18 protein-coding genes are annotated in these 17,390 nt (G+C 66.0%); 1 reads left to right on the top strand and 17 read right to left on the bottom strand.

The annotated features are described in order from the left end of the window. Window positions 1–6 precede the first annotated feature (6 nt). Window positions 7–732: a hypothetical protein gene (locus tag GRI40_RS03050; protein ID WP_160609972.1), complete on the top strand. Its 726-nt coding sequence runs from the start codon at window positions 7–9 to the stop codon at window positions 730–732. 4 nt (window positions 733–736) lie between these two features. On the opposite strand, the gene GRI40_RS03045 is transcribed toward GRI40_RS03050, so the two are convergent. The 17 genes from GRI40_RS03045 to gntA all read right to left on the bottom strand — a co-directional run bounded on the left by GRI40_RS03045 (window position 737) and on the right by gntA (window position 17,359). Then, window positions 737–1,348 carry a trimeric intracellular cation channel family protein gene (locus tag GRI40_RS03045; RefSeq protein ID WP_160609971.1) on the bottom strand — a complete coding sequence of 204 codons (612 nt, stop codon included), beginning with the start codon at window positions 1,346–1,348 and terminating at the stop codon, window positions 737–739. After that, window positions 1,345–1,473, bottom strand: a complete 129-nt coding sequence (locus GRI40_RS13790) for an LPXTG cell wall anchor domain-containing protein (RefSeq protein ID WP_237488983.1) — start codon at window positions 1,471–1,473, stop codon at window positions 1,345–1,347. Before GRI40_RS13790 ends, GRI40_RS03045 begins: the two co-directional genes overlap by 4 nt. Window positions 1,474–1,485: 12 nt before the next feature. Then, window positions 1,486–2,022, bottom strand: coding sequence for a hypothetical protein (locus tag GRI40_RS03040; RefSeq protein WP_237488982.1), 537 nt, complete (start codon window positions 2,020–2,022; stop codon window positions 1,486–1,488). Window position 2,023: 1 nt separating this feature from the next. Beyond that, complete coding sequence (locus tag GRI40_RS03035) at window positions 2,024–2,851, bottom strand: hypothetical protein (RefSeq protein WP_160609970.1); 828 nt, start codon at window positions 2,849–2,851, stop codon at window positions 2,024–2,026. Window positions 2,852–2,912: 61 nt separating this feature from the next. Next, complete coding sequence (gene lpdA / locus GRI40_RS03030) at window positions 2,913–4,331, bottom strand: dihydrolipoyl dehydrogenase (RefSeq protein ID WP_160609969.1); 1,419 nt, start codon at window positions 4,329–4,331, stop codon at window positions 2,913–2,915. Further along, window positions 4,324–4,674 carry a hypothetical protein gene (locus GRI40_RS03025; RefSeq protein ID WP_160609968.1) on the bottom strand — a complete coding sequence of 117 codons (351 nt, stop codon included), beginning with the start codon at window positions 4,672–4,674 and terminating at the stop codon, window positions 4,324–4,326. Before GRI40_RS03025 ends, lpdA begins: the two co-directional genes overlap by 8 nt. Further along, the gene (gene odhB / locus GRI40_RS03020; protein WP_160609967.1) at window positions 4,674–5,945 is read right to left on the bottom strand and encodes a 2-oxoglutarate dehydrogenase complex dihydrolipoyllysine-residue succinyltransferase; all 1,272 of its coding nucleotides are present in this window, start codon (window positions 5,943–5,945) and stop codon (window positions 4,674–4,676) included. The genes GRI40_RS03025 and odhB overlap by 1 nt, the downstream gene beginning before the upstream one ends. Window positions 5,946–5,956: 11 nt before the next feature. Then, complete coding sequence (locus GRI40_RS03015) at window positions 5,957–8,800, bottom strand: 2-oxoglutarate dehydrogenase E1 component (protein ID WP_160609966.1); 2,844 nt, start codon at window positions 8,798–8,800, stop codon at window positions 5,957–5,959. Window positions 8,801–8,877: 77 nt separating this feature from the next. Further along, window positions 8,878–9,768, bottom strand: coding sequence for a succinate--CoA ligase subunit alpha (sucD, locus tag GRI40_RS03010; protein WP_160609965.1), 891 nt, complete (start codon window positions 9,766–9,768; stop codon window positions 8,878–8,880). Then, on the bottom strand, window positions 9,765–10,310 hold the full coding sequence (locus GRI40_RS03005; RefSeq protein ID WP_160609964.1) for a hypothetical protein: 546 nt from the start codon (window positions 10,308–10,310) through the stop codon (window positions 9,765–9,767). The genes sucD and GRI40_RS03005 overlap by 4 nt, the downstream gene beginning before the upstream one ends. Continuing rightward, complete coding sequence (gene mdh, locus GRI40_RS03000; RefSeq protein ID WP_160611365.1) at window positions 10,307–11,269, bottom strand: malate dehydrogenase; 963 nt, start codon at window positions 11,267–11,269, stop codon at window positions 10,307–10,309. The genes GRI40_RS03005 and mdh overlap by 4 nt, the downstream gene beginning before the upstream one ends. Window positions 11,270–11,496: 227 nt before the next feature. Beyond that, window positions 11,497–11,781, bottom strand: a complete 285-nt coding sequence (locus GRI40_RS02995; RefSeq protein WP_160609963.1) for a hypothetical protein — start codon at window positions 11,779–11,781, stop codon at window positions 11,497–11,499. 92 nt (window positions 11,782–11,873) lie between these two features. Next, window positions 11,874–12,989 carry a cell wall hydrolase gene (locus GRI40_RS02990; RefSeq protein WP_337190478.1) on the bottom strand — a complete coding sequence of 372 codons (1,116 nt, stop codon included), beginning with the start codon at window positions 12,987–12,989 and terminating at the stop codon, window positions 11,874–11,876. 149 nt (window positions 12,990–13,138) lie between these two features. Beyond that, window positions 13,139–15,403 (bottom strand): M3 family metallopeptidase, encoded by a 2,265-nt coding sequence (locus tag GRI40_RS02985; RefSeq protein ID WP_160609962.1) that lies wholly within the window; start codon window positions 15,401–15,403, stop codon window positions 13,139–13,141. Window positions 15,404–15,517: 114 nt separating this feature from the next. Beyond that, complete coding sequence (gene thpR / locus GRI40_RS02980; RefSeq protein ID WP_160609961.1) at window positions 15,518–16,069, bottom strand: RNA 2',3'-cyclic phosphodiesterase; 552 nt, start codon at window positions 16,067–16,069, stop codon at window positions 15,518–15,520. A gap of 10 nt (window positions 16,070–16,079) precedes the next feature. After that, window positions 16,080–16,655 carry a DUF1989 domain-containing protein gene (locus GRI40_RS02975; protein WP_420006870.1) on the bottom strand — a complete coding sequence of 192 codons (576 nt, stop codon included), beginning with the start codon at window positions 16,653–16,655 and terminating at the stop codon, window positions 16,080–16,082. A gap of 5 nt (window positions 16,656–16,660) precedes the next feature. Next, entirely contained in the window at window positions 16,661–17,359 is a 699-nt protein-coding gene (gene gntA, locus GRI40_RS02970; RefSeq protein WP_160609959.1) for a guanitoxin biosynthesis heme-dependent pre-guanitoxin N-hydroxylase GntA, read from the bottom strand. Window positions 17,360–17,390: the final 31 nt, after the last annotated feature.

Here is a 17,390-nt window from a genome sequence, read left to right as displayed (position 1 = left end):
GCCACCATGATGCCTCGCCTTGCCACCGTCGCTGCGTTCGCCGCGACGGCCTCAATGGTTGTCACCCCGCTTTCCGCTGCGGAAATGCCTGCCGTGCAAGCGCCCGCTGCCCTTGCGAAGGCGGGGTTCGAAGCCGATGGCGTCAACGCCGATAACTATCGCCGCTGGCATCGCCGTGACCGGGTAGACGCAGGGGATGTGATCGGCGGGCTCCTGGTTCTGGGCACGATTGCGGCCGTCGCCAGCGCAGCATCGAACGCCAACCGCAACCGCGCCCGCGATTATCGTTATCCCTACCGGAGCCCTTATCCGGGTGGATCATACGACAGCCGTTACCGCACGCAAGATGACCGGGGATGGAGCGCGGGGATCGAGCGCGCGGTCGATATGTGCGCGCGCGAGGTGGAGCGCAATGCGCGGATCGATACGGTCGACGCGGCCGAACGTAACGCCGCGGGCTGGCATGTCACCGGGCGCCTGCGGACCGGGCAGAACTTTACTTGCATGATCGGCAACGACGGACGGATCGACGGCGTCGAATATGGCCAGGGATTCGATCGACAGCGCGGCGCCGTCCTCGATCGTCAGTGGCAGGACGATCGCTATGCCGCAGCACGGCAGGCCGAGGATGGCCGCGCCGCAGTGCCGGCCTATCCCGGTGGCCCATTGCCGGGTGACCCGACGGGCGACGGACGCTACGAAACTGCGGACGCTCCGGATTTTCCGGGCTAACCGCTCATTCCTCGCGGTAGCTCGGCAATCCGAGCTTCCACCGGATCGCAGCGCTCCGGACCGCGAAGCCGGTGGTCCATGCTACCGCCCAGGTCAGTCCATCGGGCAAACCGGCCAGCCATCCGGCTACGGCTAGCCCGGCAGAAATCGCCGCGGCGGTAACGTATATTTCGGGACGCATGATGATCGACGGAACGCCCGCGATCACGTCGCGCGCGACGCCGCCCGCGCATCCGGTGACCACGCCGAGCACGGCGGCAGGGACAGGGGCAACACCAAATGCCAGGGCCTTTGCCGCGCCCAGCACGGCAAAGCCGGCAAGCCCTGCGGCATCTGCATATTCGAGAACTTCCTTTTCCCACCACCGGCGAGGGGTGAACCACGCGATCAGCGCGGTCGCGAAGATCACCGGCGCCACCCAGGGGTTGTGCAGCCAGAATGCCGGCGCACCCAACAGCATGTCGCGAAGCGATCCTCCGCCGACACCCGTCACCAGCGCAAAGAATGCCATCGTAACGAACGTCTGACGCAGGCGCGCGGCCAGCAGCGCGCCGGTAAGGGCGAAGATCGCCGTGCCGATCAGGTCCAGCGCGGGGGGCAGGACGATCGGCGTCATGCCGCCACCCGCGAGCGGCGACGACGGAACAACAGGACCACACCCATGATCGAAGCTACCAGCGCCAGGAGGCCGAACACCATGACGAACGGATTGTGACTATCCTCGCGCGTTTGCAGATCCATGATGTGGATTCCTCACATGAAATCGTAGAACCGCCACCAGCGGGTGCGCACGGCTTCGATTTCGCCGCTGTCCCGGTTGATGTAGACCCGCGTGCCGTCAGTCAGAGTCGCCTGCCATACCGCGACCGGCTTGCGCAGGTCGAGCGGGGGATTCCGGGGATCGAAGCCGCGGATGATCGTCACCTGGTCTCCCCCGCGGACGGCAGAGCGGAGCACAACGCGCGCTTCCGCCTCGTCAAGGGGCGGAAGGGCTGCGCCTGTCGCCGCGTCGTAACGCGTGATGCGGCCGTCGGGTGCCGTGGCGAGCGTGATCGCGCGGCCGTGCTGCATGAACGATCGTAGCTCCGAAATCGTCTGGCCGGGGCCGGCCGTGATCTGAGCGGGTGTGATCGTGAGGGCAGGGCGTTGCTCCGGATTGAGGCGCAAATGGGTCCCGCGCACGTCCTCTATCGGGCGCACGACCATCAGCACGCCGCTGAGCGTCCACAGGAGCATCGGCACGCCGACCAGCCAGCCAAGCCAGATATGCCACCGCGCCAGGCGCCTCATCTTAGCTCCCCCCGCCATCGATCAGTTTTCCAGCAAAGTGCGCGATCACCCATGCAGCGCCTCGGCCAGCCGGATTATCGTCATCGCGTGCTCCCTCGCAGGGCACCAAGGCCCAGGCAATAGCCCAGGATCGACGCGGCGCCATAGCCAATGAGCGGGGTGGGGTAAGGACCCAGAATCGATGCAACCACAAGGGCGCCGGTCCAAGCGGCGAGGCCCAACCCTCCGCACTTGCGTTCCGGGTTAAGCACCGCGGAAGAGAGCACAGCAACAGCGAGCAGCACCAGACGGCTAACGGCAGCATGCCGCCGCTCGCGGCAAGGTCGTTTGCCACGCCTTCGACGAACTGCACGGGTTCAAGCGGGTCAGCACGCAACATGCAGAGCGCCCCGGTGGCGAGCGTGACAACGAATGCTACCATGGCAGGACGATCGCGCCGCACAAGCCCGGCGGCCGCGGTCGCTGCGACTAGCGCGAAAGATGCGGCCCGGTCGGGTTGGGCAAGGATCAGGAGGCCGGTCGCGCCTGCGGCGGCGGCGCCCGTCCACCCGCCACGGCGCTGGAGCGTAACGGCGAGCATGGGGCCGGTAAGCATCAGCGCGTGCAATCGCAGCGGGCCGATCGCCAGCCAGCGCTCCACACCGTCAATCGCTGGGCCAAAGCCGAGCGCGATCAGCGCCGCGGCTGGCGCGGCGGCCAGCGCCGCCCCGTCAGGCACGCGGCGCATGAGCGGGATAATTATCAGTCCCACGGCCAAAGCGGCCAGGTTGACCAGCGGATAGGAAGAAGGCGCGCCGGCGCCGTATTGCCACGCCGCGCCGGCGATCACCGTAGCGGCCAGCGCCATCGCGGCGAGAGGGACAGGACGCCGCCGCATCGCCCGGTGCGGATCAGATGTGGATCGGCTTTCCTCGAACGCCCATCGCCGCTTCCTTGATCGCTTCCGAATGTGTCGGGTGGGCGTGGCAGGTGTAGGCAATGTCTTCGCTGGTTGCGCCGAATTCCATTGCCTGCGCCGCTTGTGCGATCATCGTCCCGGCGACGCTGGCAATACACCAGACGCCAAGCACGCGGTCGGTCTGTGCATCAGCGATCACCTTCACGAAGCCATCCGGCTCGTGGTTCGTCTTGGCCCGGCTGTTGGCCATCATGGGGAACTTGCCGATCTTGATACCGGCCTTGTCGCCACCTGCCTTTTCGATCGCCTGCTCTTCGGTGAGCCCGACACCGGCGAATTCGGGCCAGGTGTAGACCACGCCAGGGATCACCGCGTGATTGACGATGCCGGTCTGGCCGGCGATGTTCTCGGCGCAGGCGATGCCTTCGTCCTCGGCCTTGTGCGCGAGCATCGGGCCGGGGATGACGTCACCGATCGCCCACACGCCGTCCACCGCCGTGCGGAAGTCGTGGTCGGTTTCGATCTGGCCGCGCTGGTTGAGCTCGAGACCGATCGCTTCGAGGTTGAGACCATCCACATTGGGGCGGCGACCGATGGAAACGAGGACGCAGTCGGCCTCGATCGCCTGGCTGTCACCGCCGGCGGCGGGTTCCACCGTCAGCGTTGCGCTGGTGCCGTTCACAGCGCAGCCGGTGACCTTGGTGCCCATCATGAGGGTCATGCCCTGTTTCTTGAAGATCTTTGCCGCTTCCTTGCGTAGGTCCATGTCCATGCCGGGCAGCAGCTGGTCGAGAAATTCGACGACGGTCACTTCCGCGCCGAGCCGCCGCCAGACCGAGCCGAGCTCCAGCCCGATAACCCCGCCGCCGATGACGACCATCTTCTTCGGCACCTGGCGCAGTTCCAGCGCCCCGGTGGAATCGACCACGACCTGCGCTTCGTTGTCCACCTCCACGCCCGGCAGGGGTGTGACGGAGGAACCGGTGGCGATGATCACGTTTTTCGCCGTGACGGTCTCCTCACCCACTCTGACGGTGTGGGCATCAACGAAGCTGGCGCGACCCTTCTTCCAGTCCACCTTGTTCTTCTTGAACAGGAACTCGATCCCGCCGGTCAGCTGCTTCACCGCGTCGCGCCGCTGGCCGTGCATGGTTTCGAGATCGAGCTTCGGCTCGACGACGACGCCCATCCTGGCCATCGTGCCGTTCGCGGCCGCATCGAAGAACTCGCTGGCGTGGAGCATCGCCTTGGACGGGATGCACCCGACGTTGAGGCACGTGCCGCCGAGTGTCTCGCGGCTTTCGGCGCAAGCGGTCTTCAGCCCGAGCTGCGCCGCGCGGATGGCGGCGACATAGCCGCCCGGGCCGGCGCCGATAACGAGGACGTCGTAGTCGTAAGTCTGGTCAGCCACCCGCTTCCTCCGTGGGCAAAATCTGTTTGTCGCTGTTCGCGCCTGTCGCGCCGGCGCAGGAATTCACGATAGTCTCGATCCGCGCCGGGCTGACGTCGGGGACGGACACATCGCTTTCGGCAAGGAATGTCTCGACGCTGCAGGCGCACACCTCCGCCACCCGCCCCGCCACGATGCCGGCGTTTTCCGCCACCTGGCGGCATTGCAGATCGATCGCGGTGCGGGCTTCCCCGCGCACCGCGTCACCTGCGATCTGTGTCGCGGCATCGCATCCCGACAGGGCAAGGACGGCCGCTGCGCCGGTCAGGGCGATGCTGGCCGCGCGGAAGGAGCGAGCGCGCATCACAGGTCGATCAGCATCCGCATCGGATCTTCGATGGCTTCCTTGATCGTCTTGAGCGCCGTCACCGCCTCGCGCCCGTCGATCAGGCGGTGATCGTAGGATAGCGCGATGTACATCATCGGGCGGATCACGATCTCGCCATTGCGGACGACCGGGCGATCCTCGATCCGGTGGAGGCCGAGCACGGCGCTCTGCGGCGGATTGATGATCGGCGTCGACATGAGGCCGCCGAACACGCCGCCGTTGGAGATCGTGAAGGTTCCGCCCTTCATGTCGTCCATCGTCAGGGTGCCGTCCTTGGCGCGCTTGCCGAAGTCGGCGATGTCCTTCTCGATCTGCGCAAAGGATTTCGCATGCGCATCGCGAACCACCGGCACGACCAGGCCGTTGGGCGCGCTGACCGCTACCGAGATGTCGACATAGTCGAAATAGACGATTTCTTCGCCGTCGATCTGTGCATTGACCGAAGGGATATCCTTCAGCGCCAGGCACGCAGCCTTGGCGAAAAAGCTCATGAAGCCGAGTTTGATGTCGTGCTTCTTCGCGAAGGTATCCTTGAACTTCTCGCGCGTTTCCATGACCGCGGTCATGTCCACGTCGTTGAAAGTCGTGAGCAGCGCGGCAGTTTCTTGCGCGCTCTTGAGGCGCTTGGCGATGGTCTGGCGCATGCGGGTCATCTTGACCCGCTCCTCGCGCCGCTCGCCGCCGCCCGCAGTTGGCGGGGCGGTGCTGGCAGCGGGTGCCGGCGAGTCCCCGGTTTCCTTCTTCGCGGTGGCAGCGGCGAGCACGTCTTCCTTGGTCAAACGGCCGTCCTTGCCGCTTCCCTTGATGCTCGAAGGATCGACGCCGTGCTCGAGCACCGCGCGGCGCACAGCGGGGCTGAGGGTCTGCGTGGCGTCGGAACCCTGACTTTTCGCCTGGGCCGGGGCGCCCGTGTCCGCTGCGGGAGAAGGTGCGGGCGTGGGCGCGGCGGTAGCTTCTGCGGGGGCGGCCTCTGTCCGCGGCTCCACGTTGGTGCTTTCGCCAGGGGCGACGTCGTCCTCGATCACGGCAATCAGGGCGCCGACCTCGACCGTATCGCCAACCGCCACCTTGTGTTCGCCCATGACGCCGGCGACGGGCGAGGGCACCTCGATCGCCACCTTGTCGGTTTCCAGGCTGACGATCGGCTCGTCGGCCTTCACCGCGTCACCGGGTTTCTTGAGCCATTCACCGATGGTTGCTTCGCTGACGGATTCACCCAGCGTGGGGACTGTGACTTCCTTGGACATATCGTGGTTCCTCAAGCGGGTTTCTGCTTGGCGGCCGCAGGACGATCGGCCGGCACGGCGCCGGCGCCGTCCAGATCGAGAGCGGCCGCGACCAGCGCGCGCTGCTGTTCCTCATGGCGCTTCGCAAAGCCGGTGGCTGGCGAAGCCGCCGCCTTCCGTCCGGCATAACGCGGCCGCATGCCGGTGTGGCCGGCTTCGTTCAGTGCAGCCTCGATCTTGCTTTCCACGAAGAACCACGCGCCGTTGTTGCGCGGTTCCTCCTGGCACCAGACGACCTCCTGCAGGTTCGTCATGCGCTCCATGCGCACCGCCAGCGGATCTCCGGGGAAGGGATAAAGCTGTTCGAGCCGGACGATCGAGACATCATCCAGGCCAGCCTCGTCGCGGGCGGCGATGAGGTCGTAGGCCACCTTGCCGCTGCACAGCACCAGGCGGCGGACCTTTTCGTCCGGCATGTCCGCCGTGTCGGAGACGATGCGTCGGAAGTGGCTTTCACCGGTGAATTCCGACAGGCTGCTCTTCGCCATCGGGTGGCGCAGCAGGCTCTTCGGGGTCATGATTACCAGCGGCTTGCGGAACGGGCGGAGCATCTGGCGGCGCAGGACGTGGAAGTAATTCGCCGGCACGGTGATGTTGCAAACCTGCAGGTTGTCGTCCGCGCACAGTTGCAGGAACCGCTCCAGCCTGGCGGAGCTGTGTTCGGGGCCCTGGCCTTCGTAGCCGTGCGGCAGCAGCATGACGAGGCCGTTGGCGCGCAGCCACTTGGCCTCGCCCGCCGCGATGTACTGGTCGAGGACGATCTGTGCACCGTTGGCAAAGTCGCCGAACTGCGCTTCCCACAATACCAGCGACTTGGGATCGGCCATCGCGAAGCCGTATTCGAAGCCCAGCACGCCGTATTCGGACAGCGGGCTGTCATAGACTTCGAACTTGCCGTGCGGCAGCTGGGTCAGCGGGATGTACTTGCGTTCGTCCGTCTGGTCGAGCCACACGGCGTGCCGCTGGCTGAACGTGCCGCGCCCGGAATCCTGGCCCGACAGGCGCACGCCGAAGCCTTCGGTGACGAGGCTGCCATAGGCGAGCGCCTCGGCCGTTGCCCAGTCGAACCCTTCGCCATTGGCGAACATCTGCCGCTTTGCTTCCAGCACGCGCTCCAGCGTCTTGTGGATCGTCAGGTCGTCCGGAACGGTGGTCAGCGTGCGGCCCAGGCTGTCAATCAGCTTGCGCGGGATCGCGGTGTCGACGTTTCGCCGCGCGTCTTCGGGATCGACAGGCTTGTTGAGGCCCGCCCAGCGCCCGCCGAACCAGTCGGCGGCATTGGGCTTGTAGCTGGCAGCCGCGGAAAATTCCTGTTCCAGGTTGGCGTTGAACGCATCGCACATCGCATCCGCATCGCCTTCGGCGATCACCCCTTCGCGCTTCAGGCGTGCGGAGTAGATATCGCTGACGCGGCCATGTTTGCGGATCGCCGCGTACATCAGCGGCTGCGTGAAGCTCGGTTCGTCGCCCTCGTTGTGGCCGAAGCGGCGATAGCACCACATGTCGATCACGATGTCGCGCTTGAACCGCTGGCGATACTCGATCGCGAGCTTGCAGGCGTAGGTTACCGCTTCGGGATCGTCGCCGTTCACGTGCAGGATCGGCGCCTGGATGCCCTTGGCCACGTCCGACGGGTAGGGGGAACTGCGCGCGAATTGCGGGCTGGTGGTGAACCCGATCTGGTTGTTGATCACGAAGTGGATGCAACCGCCGGTGTTGTAGCCGCGCACGCCCGAAAAGCCGAGGCATTCCCATACAATGCCCTGGCCGGCGAAAGCCGCGTCGCCGTGGATCAGCACAGGCAGCACCTGTTCGTGCTGCATGAGATCGTCGCGGATCGCCTGCTGGGCCCGCGCCTTGCCAAGCACGACGGGATTGACGGTTTCGAGGTGGCTTGGGTTGGGCACCAGGCTCATGTGGACGGTGATGCCGTCGAATTCGCGGTCTGTGCTGGTGCCGAGGTGATATTTCACGTCGCCCGATCCGCCGACGTCTTCGGGGTTCGCGCTGCCGCCCGAGAATTCGTGGAAGATAACGCGGTAAGGTTTCGCCATCACGTTGGCGAGCACGTTGAGCCGGCCGCGGTGAGCCATTCCGTAGATGATTTCGCGCACGCCCAGCTGGCCGCCGTACTTGATCACCGCTTCGAGCGCCGGGATCATGCTTTCCCCGCCATCGAGGCCGAAACGCTTTGTGCCGACGTATTTCTTGCCGAGGAACTTTTCGTACTGTTCGCCGCGGATCACGGCCGAAAGAATCGCCCGCTTGCCTTCGGGCGTGAAGGTGATGACCTTGTCAGGCCCCTCGATCCGTTCCTGGATGAAGCGGCGCTCCTCCACGTCGGCGATGTGCATGTATTCGAAGCCGACGTGGCCGCAGTAATTCTTGCTGAGAATGGCGACCAGTTCGCGGATCGTGGTCCATTCGAGACCGAGGGTCCCGCCGACAAAGACAGGCCGTTCCAGCGCGTCACCCGTAAAGCCATGGTATTCGGGCGTGAGGTCTGCCGGCAACTCGCGGTGCGACAGGCCCAAGGGATCAAGCTCCGCGGCGAGGTGCCCGCGCACCCGGTAGGTCCGCACCAGCATCATCGCGCGGATGGAATCGGCGGCCGCCTGCTCTACCGCCGCATCGTCGAGCGCCTTGCCGGGCTTCGTGCCTGCCGCGGCCTTCACCGCCAGCGTCATCGCCGTGGGATCGAGCGCCTGGGTCAGATCGTCTTCGCTTTCCCCACCGACCAGCGGCCACTTCGCGCGGGCCCACGTCGGCCCGGGTTGCGGGTCGTCGGGGAGGAAATCGTGCAGCTCGTTACTCATAAACAGTCACTTATACGCCCCGGCAGGTCCCGGGGCCTCCTTCGGCGTGAGGCGTCGTCAGATGAGACCCGCCGTCCTCACGCAAGTTCCTTCAGCAACGCGTCCATCGTGGTGCCGAGTTCGCTGGGCGAAGGGGATACGGTGATCCCCGCCTTCTCCATCGCCTCGATCTTGTCGTCCGCGCCGCCCTGGCCGCCCGAGACGATCGCGCCGGCGTGGCCCATGCGGCGGCCCGGAGGCGCGGTGCGCCCGGCGATGAAGCCGACCATCGGCTTGCGCACGCCCTTCTTCGCCTGGTGAGCGATGAACTCGGCCGCCTCTTCCTCGGCGCTGCCGCCGATCTCGCCGATCATGATGATCGACTTGGTGGCGTCGTCCTTGAGGAACAGTTCGAGCACGTCGATGAAGTTCGTGCCGTTGACCGGATCGCCGCCGATGCCGACCGCGGTCGTCTGGCCGAGGCCGACCATCGTGGTCTGGTGCACGGCTTCATAGGTCAACGTGCCGGAGCGGCTGACGACGCCGACGCTGCCCTTCTTGAAGATGGAGCCGGGCATGATGCCGATCTTGCACTCGCCGGGGGTGAGCACGCCGGGGCAGTTGGGCCCAATCAGCCTGCTCCTGCTTCCCGAAAGCGCGCGCTTGACGCGCACCATGTCGAGCACCGGGATGCCTTCGGTGATGCACACGATCAGCGGCACTTCGGCGTCGATCGCCTCGAGGATGGAATCCGCGGCGAACGGCGGCGGCACATAGATGCAGCTCGCGGTGGCGCCGGTGGCCGAGACCGCCTCCGCCACAGTGTCATAGACCGGCAGGCCGATGTGTTCAGTCCCGCCTTTGCCCGGGGTGACGCCGGCGACCATCTGCGTGCCGTAGTCGAGCGCCTGCTGCGTGTGGAACGTGCCGGTTTCGCCGGTCATACCTTGCGTGATGACCTTGGTATTCTTGTCGACGAGGATGCTCATTTGCTCGATTCTCCCACCGGGACCTGGCCCGGGACAGTTGCGGCGATCGCCCAGCCATTGTGCTCGGCAGCCGTAAGTTGATAGCCATCGGCGTAGTGCGCCACGTAAGGTAGGGCCCGACTGCCTAGAGCGGATTTCGGCAAGTTCGATGACGTGCGTTCATGCAATATCGCACCCCTCGTGTCGCCGAACGTCGCGCCCTCGACGACGACCGAACACACATTGGCGAAACCGGTGTCGCCCGTTCCGTCGGGCAGCATGAGATAGGCATCGGATTCGCCAGCCAGTCGATATATCCTCTCCATGACCTGTGACGTCATCGGCGGACGCATCGACCAGCTGTTGGCCGATCCAAGCGGCAGCGCGAACCGGATCATGATCTGGGCGTCTTCGGGCAATTCACGAAATTTTACCGCCTCGACACGGTCGGGGTCCAGCGTCGCATTGCCTTCAAGGCACGCTTCCTGGAACACCCGGAACGGTGTCGGCAACGGGGCGACCGCTTCGACAACCGGTGGCTGGTCGATCGCCAACATCGTCAAGCCAGTTCGCTATCCAGCCCCTTGCAGGCCACCAGGAGTTCCTCGACCGCGTCGGTCGAGACCTTGAGGTTGGCCTTCTCCTCATCCGACAATGCGATCTCGACCACTTCCTCGATGCCGTTCGCGCCGATGACGGCGGGGACACCGACGTAGAGGCCGTCGAGGCCGTACTTGCCTTCTACGTAGGCGGCGACCGGGAGGATTCGCTTCTGGTCGCCGAGGTAGGCTTCGGCCATCGCGATTGCGCTGGTGGCGGGGGCGTAGTACGCGCTGCCCGTCTTCAGCAGGCCGACGATCTCTCCACCGCCGGAACGGGTCCGCTGGACGATTTCGTCGATGCGGCTGGCGTCGATCCCCTTGATCTTCGCAAGATCATTGACCGGGATACCGCTGACGGTGGTGTAGCTGGTGACCGGGACCATCGTGTCGCCGTGTCCGCCGAGGACGAAGGCGTTCACGTCCTTCACCGAAACCCCGAACTCCCAGGCGAGGAACGTCGCGAAGCGTGCGCTGTCGAGCACGCCGGCCATGCCGACCACCTTGTTGTGCGGCAGGCCGGAAAATTCGCGCAGGGCCCAGACCATCGCGTCGAGCGGATTGGTGATGCAGATAACGAAGGCATCGGGCGCATGATCGCGGATGCCTTCGCCGACCGATTTCATCACCTTGAGGTTGATGCCGAGCAGATCGTCGCGGCTCATCCCCGGCTTGCGCGGCACGCCGGCGGTGACGATCACCACGTCGGCGCCGGCAATATCCTCGTAGGAATTGGTGCCGGTGACCTTCGCGTCGAACCCTTCGATCGGGCCGCATTGGCTGAGGTCGAGCGCCTTGCCCTGGGGAATCCCCTCGGCAATATCGAACAGGACGATGTCGCCCATTTCCTTCTTCGCGGCGAGATGAGCGAGCGTGCCGCCAATCATGCCGGCGCCGACGAGGGCGATCTTGGCGCGCGCGATCTTGTTCCGGGCCATAGGGAGAGCAATCCTTCCATCGCGCGGGATCGGCCATCGGTCGGCATGCCCCGTCCCGCAGGCGCGGCAGCCCGTGAATTCGATGGCGGACCTAGGCCCGGGGGGCGTTCATTGCAACCGGCAATAGGGCAGCGGCGCAAACAATCTTTGCAATTAGTTATCAATTGCAACGCGGTCCGTCGGCACCTCGATGAGTCACCTTTCGCGATCGATCAACGGAGGCGAGTGGTCCTGCGATCAAACGCCTGACAGATCGCCTGCCATCGAACGCGCCCAGTGGCGTCGCCCGCGCTTTCGGCGGCTGCAAGGTTGGCGCGGGCCACGGACAGGGCGCCCAGGCCGTGCGTGGCAAAGTGGCGCAGCGCGTCATCGAGCAACGCGTCGTCGGCCAGGCGGCGGCCGTTATCGTTCGCAGCGTCGTAAGGCCGCGGCGCGGTGAGCGCGCGGGCGACCGGCGCGGGCGAGGCACCCCGCGCGGCGGCGAAATGAAGAGGCATGATGATACTGCTTTCCTGCGAGCCCGAATGGCGCAACGGCGTATGGCGGCACACTCCTACGCCCCGGTATAGCGACACGGTTGCCAGGGCGTTTACCCCGCGGGGCGTGCACCGGGTTGCGCGATCCAGCGGCCCGAGTTGGCGTATTCGGGCTTCACGTTGCTCGCCTGCGGGAGCGTGTCGACAACGGGCGCGGGCGCAACGGTGCGGGACGAAGCTGACGCAGCGAACTCCGACGCGACCGGAGCGAAGGCGGCCGTGTCGGCAGCCTTGCGCCGCGCCGCTTCGTAGGCCTCCGCCAGCACGACCGGATCCGCCGCGGAATCGGCGACGGGGGATGCCGCCCGTGGGTGCGGGGCCGCGGCCGGCTCGTGCCCGCGATAACGCGCCGCGAACGCGTCGCTGCGGCCCGCGACGCCGCGCCACTTGTAGAACGTGTGCAGGCCAATCGTGCCGACGTTTTCCAGGCTCGATGCCCAGTAAGGCAGGACGTACGTGGCGTGATAGTGCGTCGCGAAGCCGACCGGGCGGTGAACATAGCCCGCCAGCGCTGCGGCAGCGATCCCGCGCGCCCGGTCCCAGGCCGCGCGGGCAGGAATGCGGGCCAGCGATCCGTCGCAGGTGAAGGAGAACTGGCAGCCTGTGCGCCGCTCGCTGCCCTGGAACACGACGCCGCACACGCTGGCCGGATAGCTGGGGTGGGCCACTCGGTTCAGGATCACCTGCGCCACCGCGCGCTGCCCGTCGGCAGGTTCGTTCGCGGCCTCGTAATAAAGCGCCATCGTCATGCACTGAAGCGCGCGGGCCTTGTCGAGCCCGCTGCCCGCCGCGCGGAAGGCAGCCGCGCTGACTGCAGGGGCCAGGGCGGGTTCCGCATCCCAGCGCGCGCCGGTCGCGATCGGCGCGGGCGGGGCGTCGTCGGGAAGCCCCGAAACATCCTCCAGGTAGTAGAATGCCGAGCCGGGGAAGCTGAGGCCGGCGGTCTCGAACGGCATGAGCCGGACGGGGGCCGCCTCCGCCGCGGGGCCGAGAGCGTGCCAGCCACCGGGCGCGGCCATCGCGGGGAAGGTTACCGCCGCTGCCAACGTCAGCATCCGGCGCCCGCGGTGCGGCCCGTCGATTGTCAGCAGCGCGCGAATCCGGTCCCGCCACGTCGCTCGGTGGCGGGGATAGACAGGGCCACGTGTCGGGGCAGGGGTGTTGCGCACAAAACTCCTCGAAGCGGGCCGCCTACCGGTTACCTCGCGCACAGGCGAGGGGAGTGGTAGCCACTGTCCCTTGGCGGAACAGCCCGCAATCGAGGGTTAAGCGGTGTCCCTTCCGGCGACTTAACGCCGCCGGAAGAGCTTATCGCGGGTCAGGACTTCGGCGTGCCTGTGCCGTTGCCGCCGTCGTCGGTCGTCGCAGCTTCGGGCGGGGTGTCACCGCCAACCAGGCCGCGCGATTCCAGCATCGGGCGAACGTCGGGACGGCGGCCGAGGAAGTTCTGGAACATCTGGTAATAATCCATCGTCCCGCCGCGGCTGAGCACGGTGGCGCGGTAGTGGTCGCCGTTCTTGCGCGTCAGCCCGCCGTTGTCGAGGAACCACTTGCGGCTGTCCTTGTCGAGCATCTCGGTCCACAAGTAGCTGTAATAGCCCGCGGAATATCCGGCCGGGCTCGAGAATATGTGGTTGAAGTAGCTGCTGCGATAACGCGGCGGCACGAGGTCCACTTCCAGCCCGAGCTCCGTCAGTGCGCGACGTTCGAACGCGTCCACTTCCGCGGGCGTGTCGATCGCTGCCGCTTCGGCCGGGGTGAGCGCGTGCCACTTCATGTCGAGCAGCGCGGCTGCCACGACTTCGCCGAAATCATAGCCCTGGTTGAACTTGCCCGCTTCCTCCAGCTTGTCGATCATCGCCTGCGGGATCGTCTCGCCCGTCTTGTAGTGTTTGGCATAGTTTGACAGGACCGACGGATAAGTCGCCCACAGCTCATTCACCTGGCTCGGATATTCCACGAAGTCGCGCGCCGTGGCCGTGCCCGACAGGCTCACGTACTTCTGGTCGGCGAAGAACCCGTGCAGCGCGTGGCCGAATTCGTGGAACATGGTGTTCACGTTGTCGAAGCTGACGAGTTGGGCCTCGCCGGCGGGCGCCTTGGGGATGTTGAGTACGTTGTAGATCACCGGCTTGGTGCCCCACAGGTAGCTCTGGTCCACGAAGTTGCTCATCCAGGCGCCGCCGCGCTTGCTGGGCCGCTGGTACGGGTCGAAGTAAAACAGGCCGAGCTCGCTGCCGTCCCGATCGAACACGGTATAGACCGTCACATCGGGGTGATAGACAGGCAGGTCCGTGCGCTTGGCGAACTTCAGGCCGTACAGCTGTTCCGCGGCGTAGAACACGCCATCTTCCAGCACCTTGTCGATCTGGAAGTATTCGGCGACCTTGTCCTCGTCGAGGTCGTAGCGTTCGGCCTTCACCTTGTTGGCGTAGCGGTACCAGTCCCACGGCTGGACGGTAAACTTGCCGCCTTCCTTGCGGATTTGCTGATTGAGCAGCGCGGCCTCGCGGCGCTGGGTGGCGGCGAGTGGCGGCACCATCTGCCCCATGAAGTCGAGTGCGGTCTTCGGCGTTTCGGCCATCCGGTCCCACATCGTGTAGGTCGCCCAGTCGGGCTTGCCGAACAGGGCCGCCTTCTGCGCGCGCAGGCTGGCGATGCGGGCCAGCAGCAGGCGGGTGTCGTTCGGCCCGCCCTGGTCGGCGCGGTGGAGGCTGGCCTTCATCAGCCGTTCGCGCACCGCGCGGTTGGTCAACGAGGGGAGCAGTGGCTGCTGCGTGGTGTTCTGCAGGGCGATGGCGAACTTGCCCGGCTGGCCCTTTTCTTCGGCCAGCTTGGCGGCCGCGGTGATATCCGCATCGCTCAATCCCGCAAGCTCTGCCCGGGTATCGACGATCAGCGCGTTGGCGAGGGTCGCTTCCCGCAGGCGCTGGCCGAACTGGGTGGTCGTGGTGGACAGCTCGCTGTTGAGAGCCTTCACCTGCTCGCGCTGGGCATCGGTCAGCATCGCGCCGGCCTGGACCATGTTCTCGTACGTGGTTTCCAGCAGCTTGGCGTCTTCCGGCGTCATCGTCATCGCGGCGCGGTTATCGTAAACCGCCTTCACGCGCGCGAAGAGCGCCGGGTCGAGCGTGATGGAATCGCCGTGCGCCGTCAGCTTGGGGCTGATCTGTTCGTTGATCTCGTCAAGCCGGTCGGTGGTGTTGGAGCCGGTGAGCGCGAAGAACACGGTCGCCACGCGGCCCAGCATACGGCCCGATTTCTCCAGCGCGACGATCGTGTTTTCGAACGTTGGGGCCGCCGGGTTGGCGGTGATCGCGGCCACTTCGGCCTTCTGGATGGCCATGCCCTGCTCGAACGCGGGGACGTAATCGTCTTCGCTGATCTTCGTGAAGTCGGGCGCCAGGAAGGGGAGCGTGCTGTCGGATGCGAAGTAGCCCGTACCCTCGGGAATGGCGACGGCAACAGGCGCATCTGTCACGGGCGTGGCGGCAGTCGTGGTATCCTGCATGGTGGTGCATCCCGAAAGCAGAGCGCTGGCGAGCGCCAGTGGCGCCGTCGCGGAAAGGAAACGATTGGTCATGGTACAGGAAGTCCCCGTTCGGTGAATGGTGTCACGCTGGCGGTAGGTCGGCTAGCGCATGGGCGCAACAAAGCCGTGTTTGCCCGCAATCGCAACCGCGGGATTCGTCGTTCGTCAGCCTGAGTCGGCCGTTCGTCGGGCAAGGGGCCATTTCGCCAGGGTGGTGTAGCGCGATCCCGTCGGCGCGAGCGTGCTCTCGTACAGACGAAAGGAAGTGACCGGCCACGGCGGGGCGGAAAGCGCGCCGTGGCGTGCAAGCCATTCGCCCGCCCCCGTGCTGTGGCCGCCAAGGCGGGCGAGGGTCACGTGCGGCACGAACGACTTTGAATCTGGCGGAACACCCGCCGCGCGGCACGCCGAGGCGACCCGACGATGAAGGGTCAACAACCCATCCGAGGGCGCAATCGCGGCCCAGAGCGCCGATGGCCGTCCCTTCCGCTCGAAATGGCCGGCGCCGCGGATCGCCAGGTCGAAGGCGTCCCCCATCACGCTGCCGAGCGCAGCGCCGAGGTCGTCCGCGCCGCGATGGTCGATCTCGCCTATGAAGCGCAAGGTCAGGTGGAGCTGGTCTTCATCCTGCCAGCGCGCACCGTCCACACCGCATTGTGCCGCCAGCAATGCGTCCCGGACCGGGGCAGGCGGTCGAAGGCCGAGGAACAGGCGCACGGGCGGCCGATCAGTCGATCCGGTAATGGATCGGCTTGAAGCTGCCGCCGTTCGATGCGTAGGCCGAACAGGCGGTCAATCCGATAATGCAGTCCATCCGGGCCTCCAGCACGACCATGTCGCCGGCGCGGGAGATCGGCGGATCGACGCTCAGCGCGCCGTCTTCCCGCACCGGCACGTTCATGAACAGGTTAAACGCAGTGGGGATGGCATCGGGCCCTATGCCGAAAGGTTCCAGCGCCTCCGCAAGGTTGCCGAAACAGCCGCGGTGCACGGGCTTGTCGGGATAAAAGATGCGGAAGGTATCCGTGCTGCAAGGGGTCAGCAGGAAATCGTGGCGGCCGACCGTGTCGTCAATGATCTCCAGCATGATGCGGGACCGGTTCGACCAGAGGCGATGCCCTTTGCTGAGGCGGATCGTCTCCTCGTAATCGAAGGTCCGCCCGTTCGAGATGACCTCGCGCCGGTCGTCGGCGTTGTACGCCACCAGATCGGCGACCTGCATGCCCATCGGATCGATCACCGTAAGGGTTTCACCTGCGGCCAGCGGGAAGGCGACGCCGCTGCGGGGCGCGATTTCATGCACCCCGTTCACACCCGTGGATCCTTGAAGGGGCACGTCCAGGTTTCGGCCACTGCCCGGCCGCTGTACTGGCGTGCCGCGCTCGTCGCGCCGTGCCGGTCCAGCATCGGGTTGGGCGTGCCGGCCAGGGCCACGTCGCGGGCGATGATCCTTTCGCGCATTCGTTCGTAGCGGCCCTCGGCGCGCAACCGTTCGAACTGGTCGTGCAGGTTGAACACGATTGCCGGCCGTTCGAACCGCCGGGCCGGGCGGGACGCATTGGGGTGGAGGCCGACGGCGAAATAGGCCTCGCCTCCGAAGCTCAGCGAGAAATGGGGATCGTCCGGGTCCGCGCTCACCCGATCATCGCGCGATTGGCCCAGCCACATGTCCTTGTCCGTGATCGACTGCAGGCGCTGCCACATGGCCCGCTCGAATTCGACTTCGCTAAGGTCGCATGGCGTGTCGAAGATCACCGCGAAGCTGCGCAGCCCGTCCTGGTCGTTCTTGTAGCGCCACGACCATTCGAGCAGATCGTGCGTGATCTGCAGGTCGTTCCACGCACTGGTGATGTCACGCGCGCGGGTAACCTGCAGCAGTCCCTTCGCAGCCGCGGATTTCGCGCCAACGCACGGAAACGCCGCGTCCGCGATCATGGTGCGGAACCGGTCTTCAACGGTAAAAGAAGGGGCGTCGACATCGCCGACGCCCGTGCGTGTCAGGGTCATTTGCATGGGACCGTAACGCCCAAGCCGGCGA

Origin of the sequence: Tsuneonella aeria (assembly GCF_009827495.1) — a bacterium.
Taxonomy (GTDB): domain Bacteria; phylum Pseudomonadota; class Alphaproteobacteria; order Sphingomonadales; family Sphingomonadaceae; genus Tsuneonella; species Tsuneonella aeria.
Note: the sequence above shows the minus strand (reverse complement) of the source record. Positions and strands in the feature narration are given on the sequence as shown.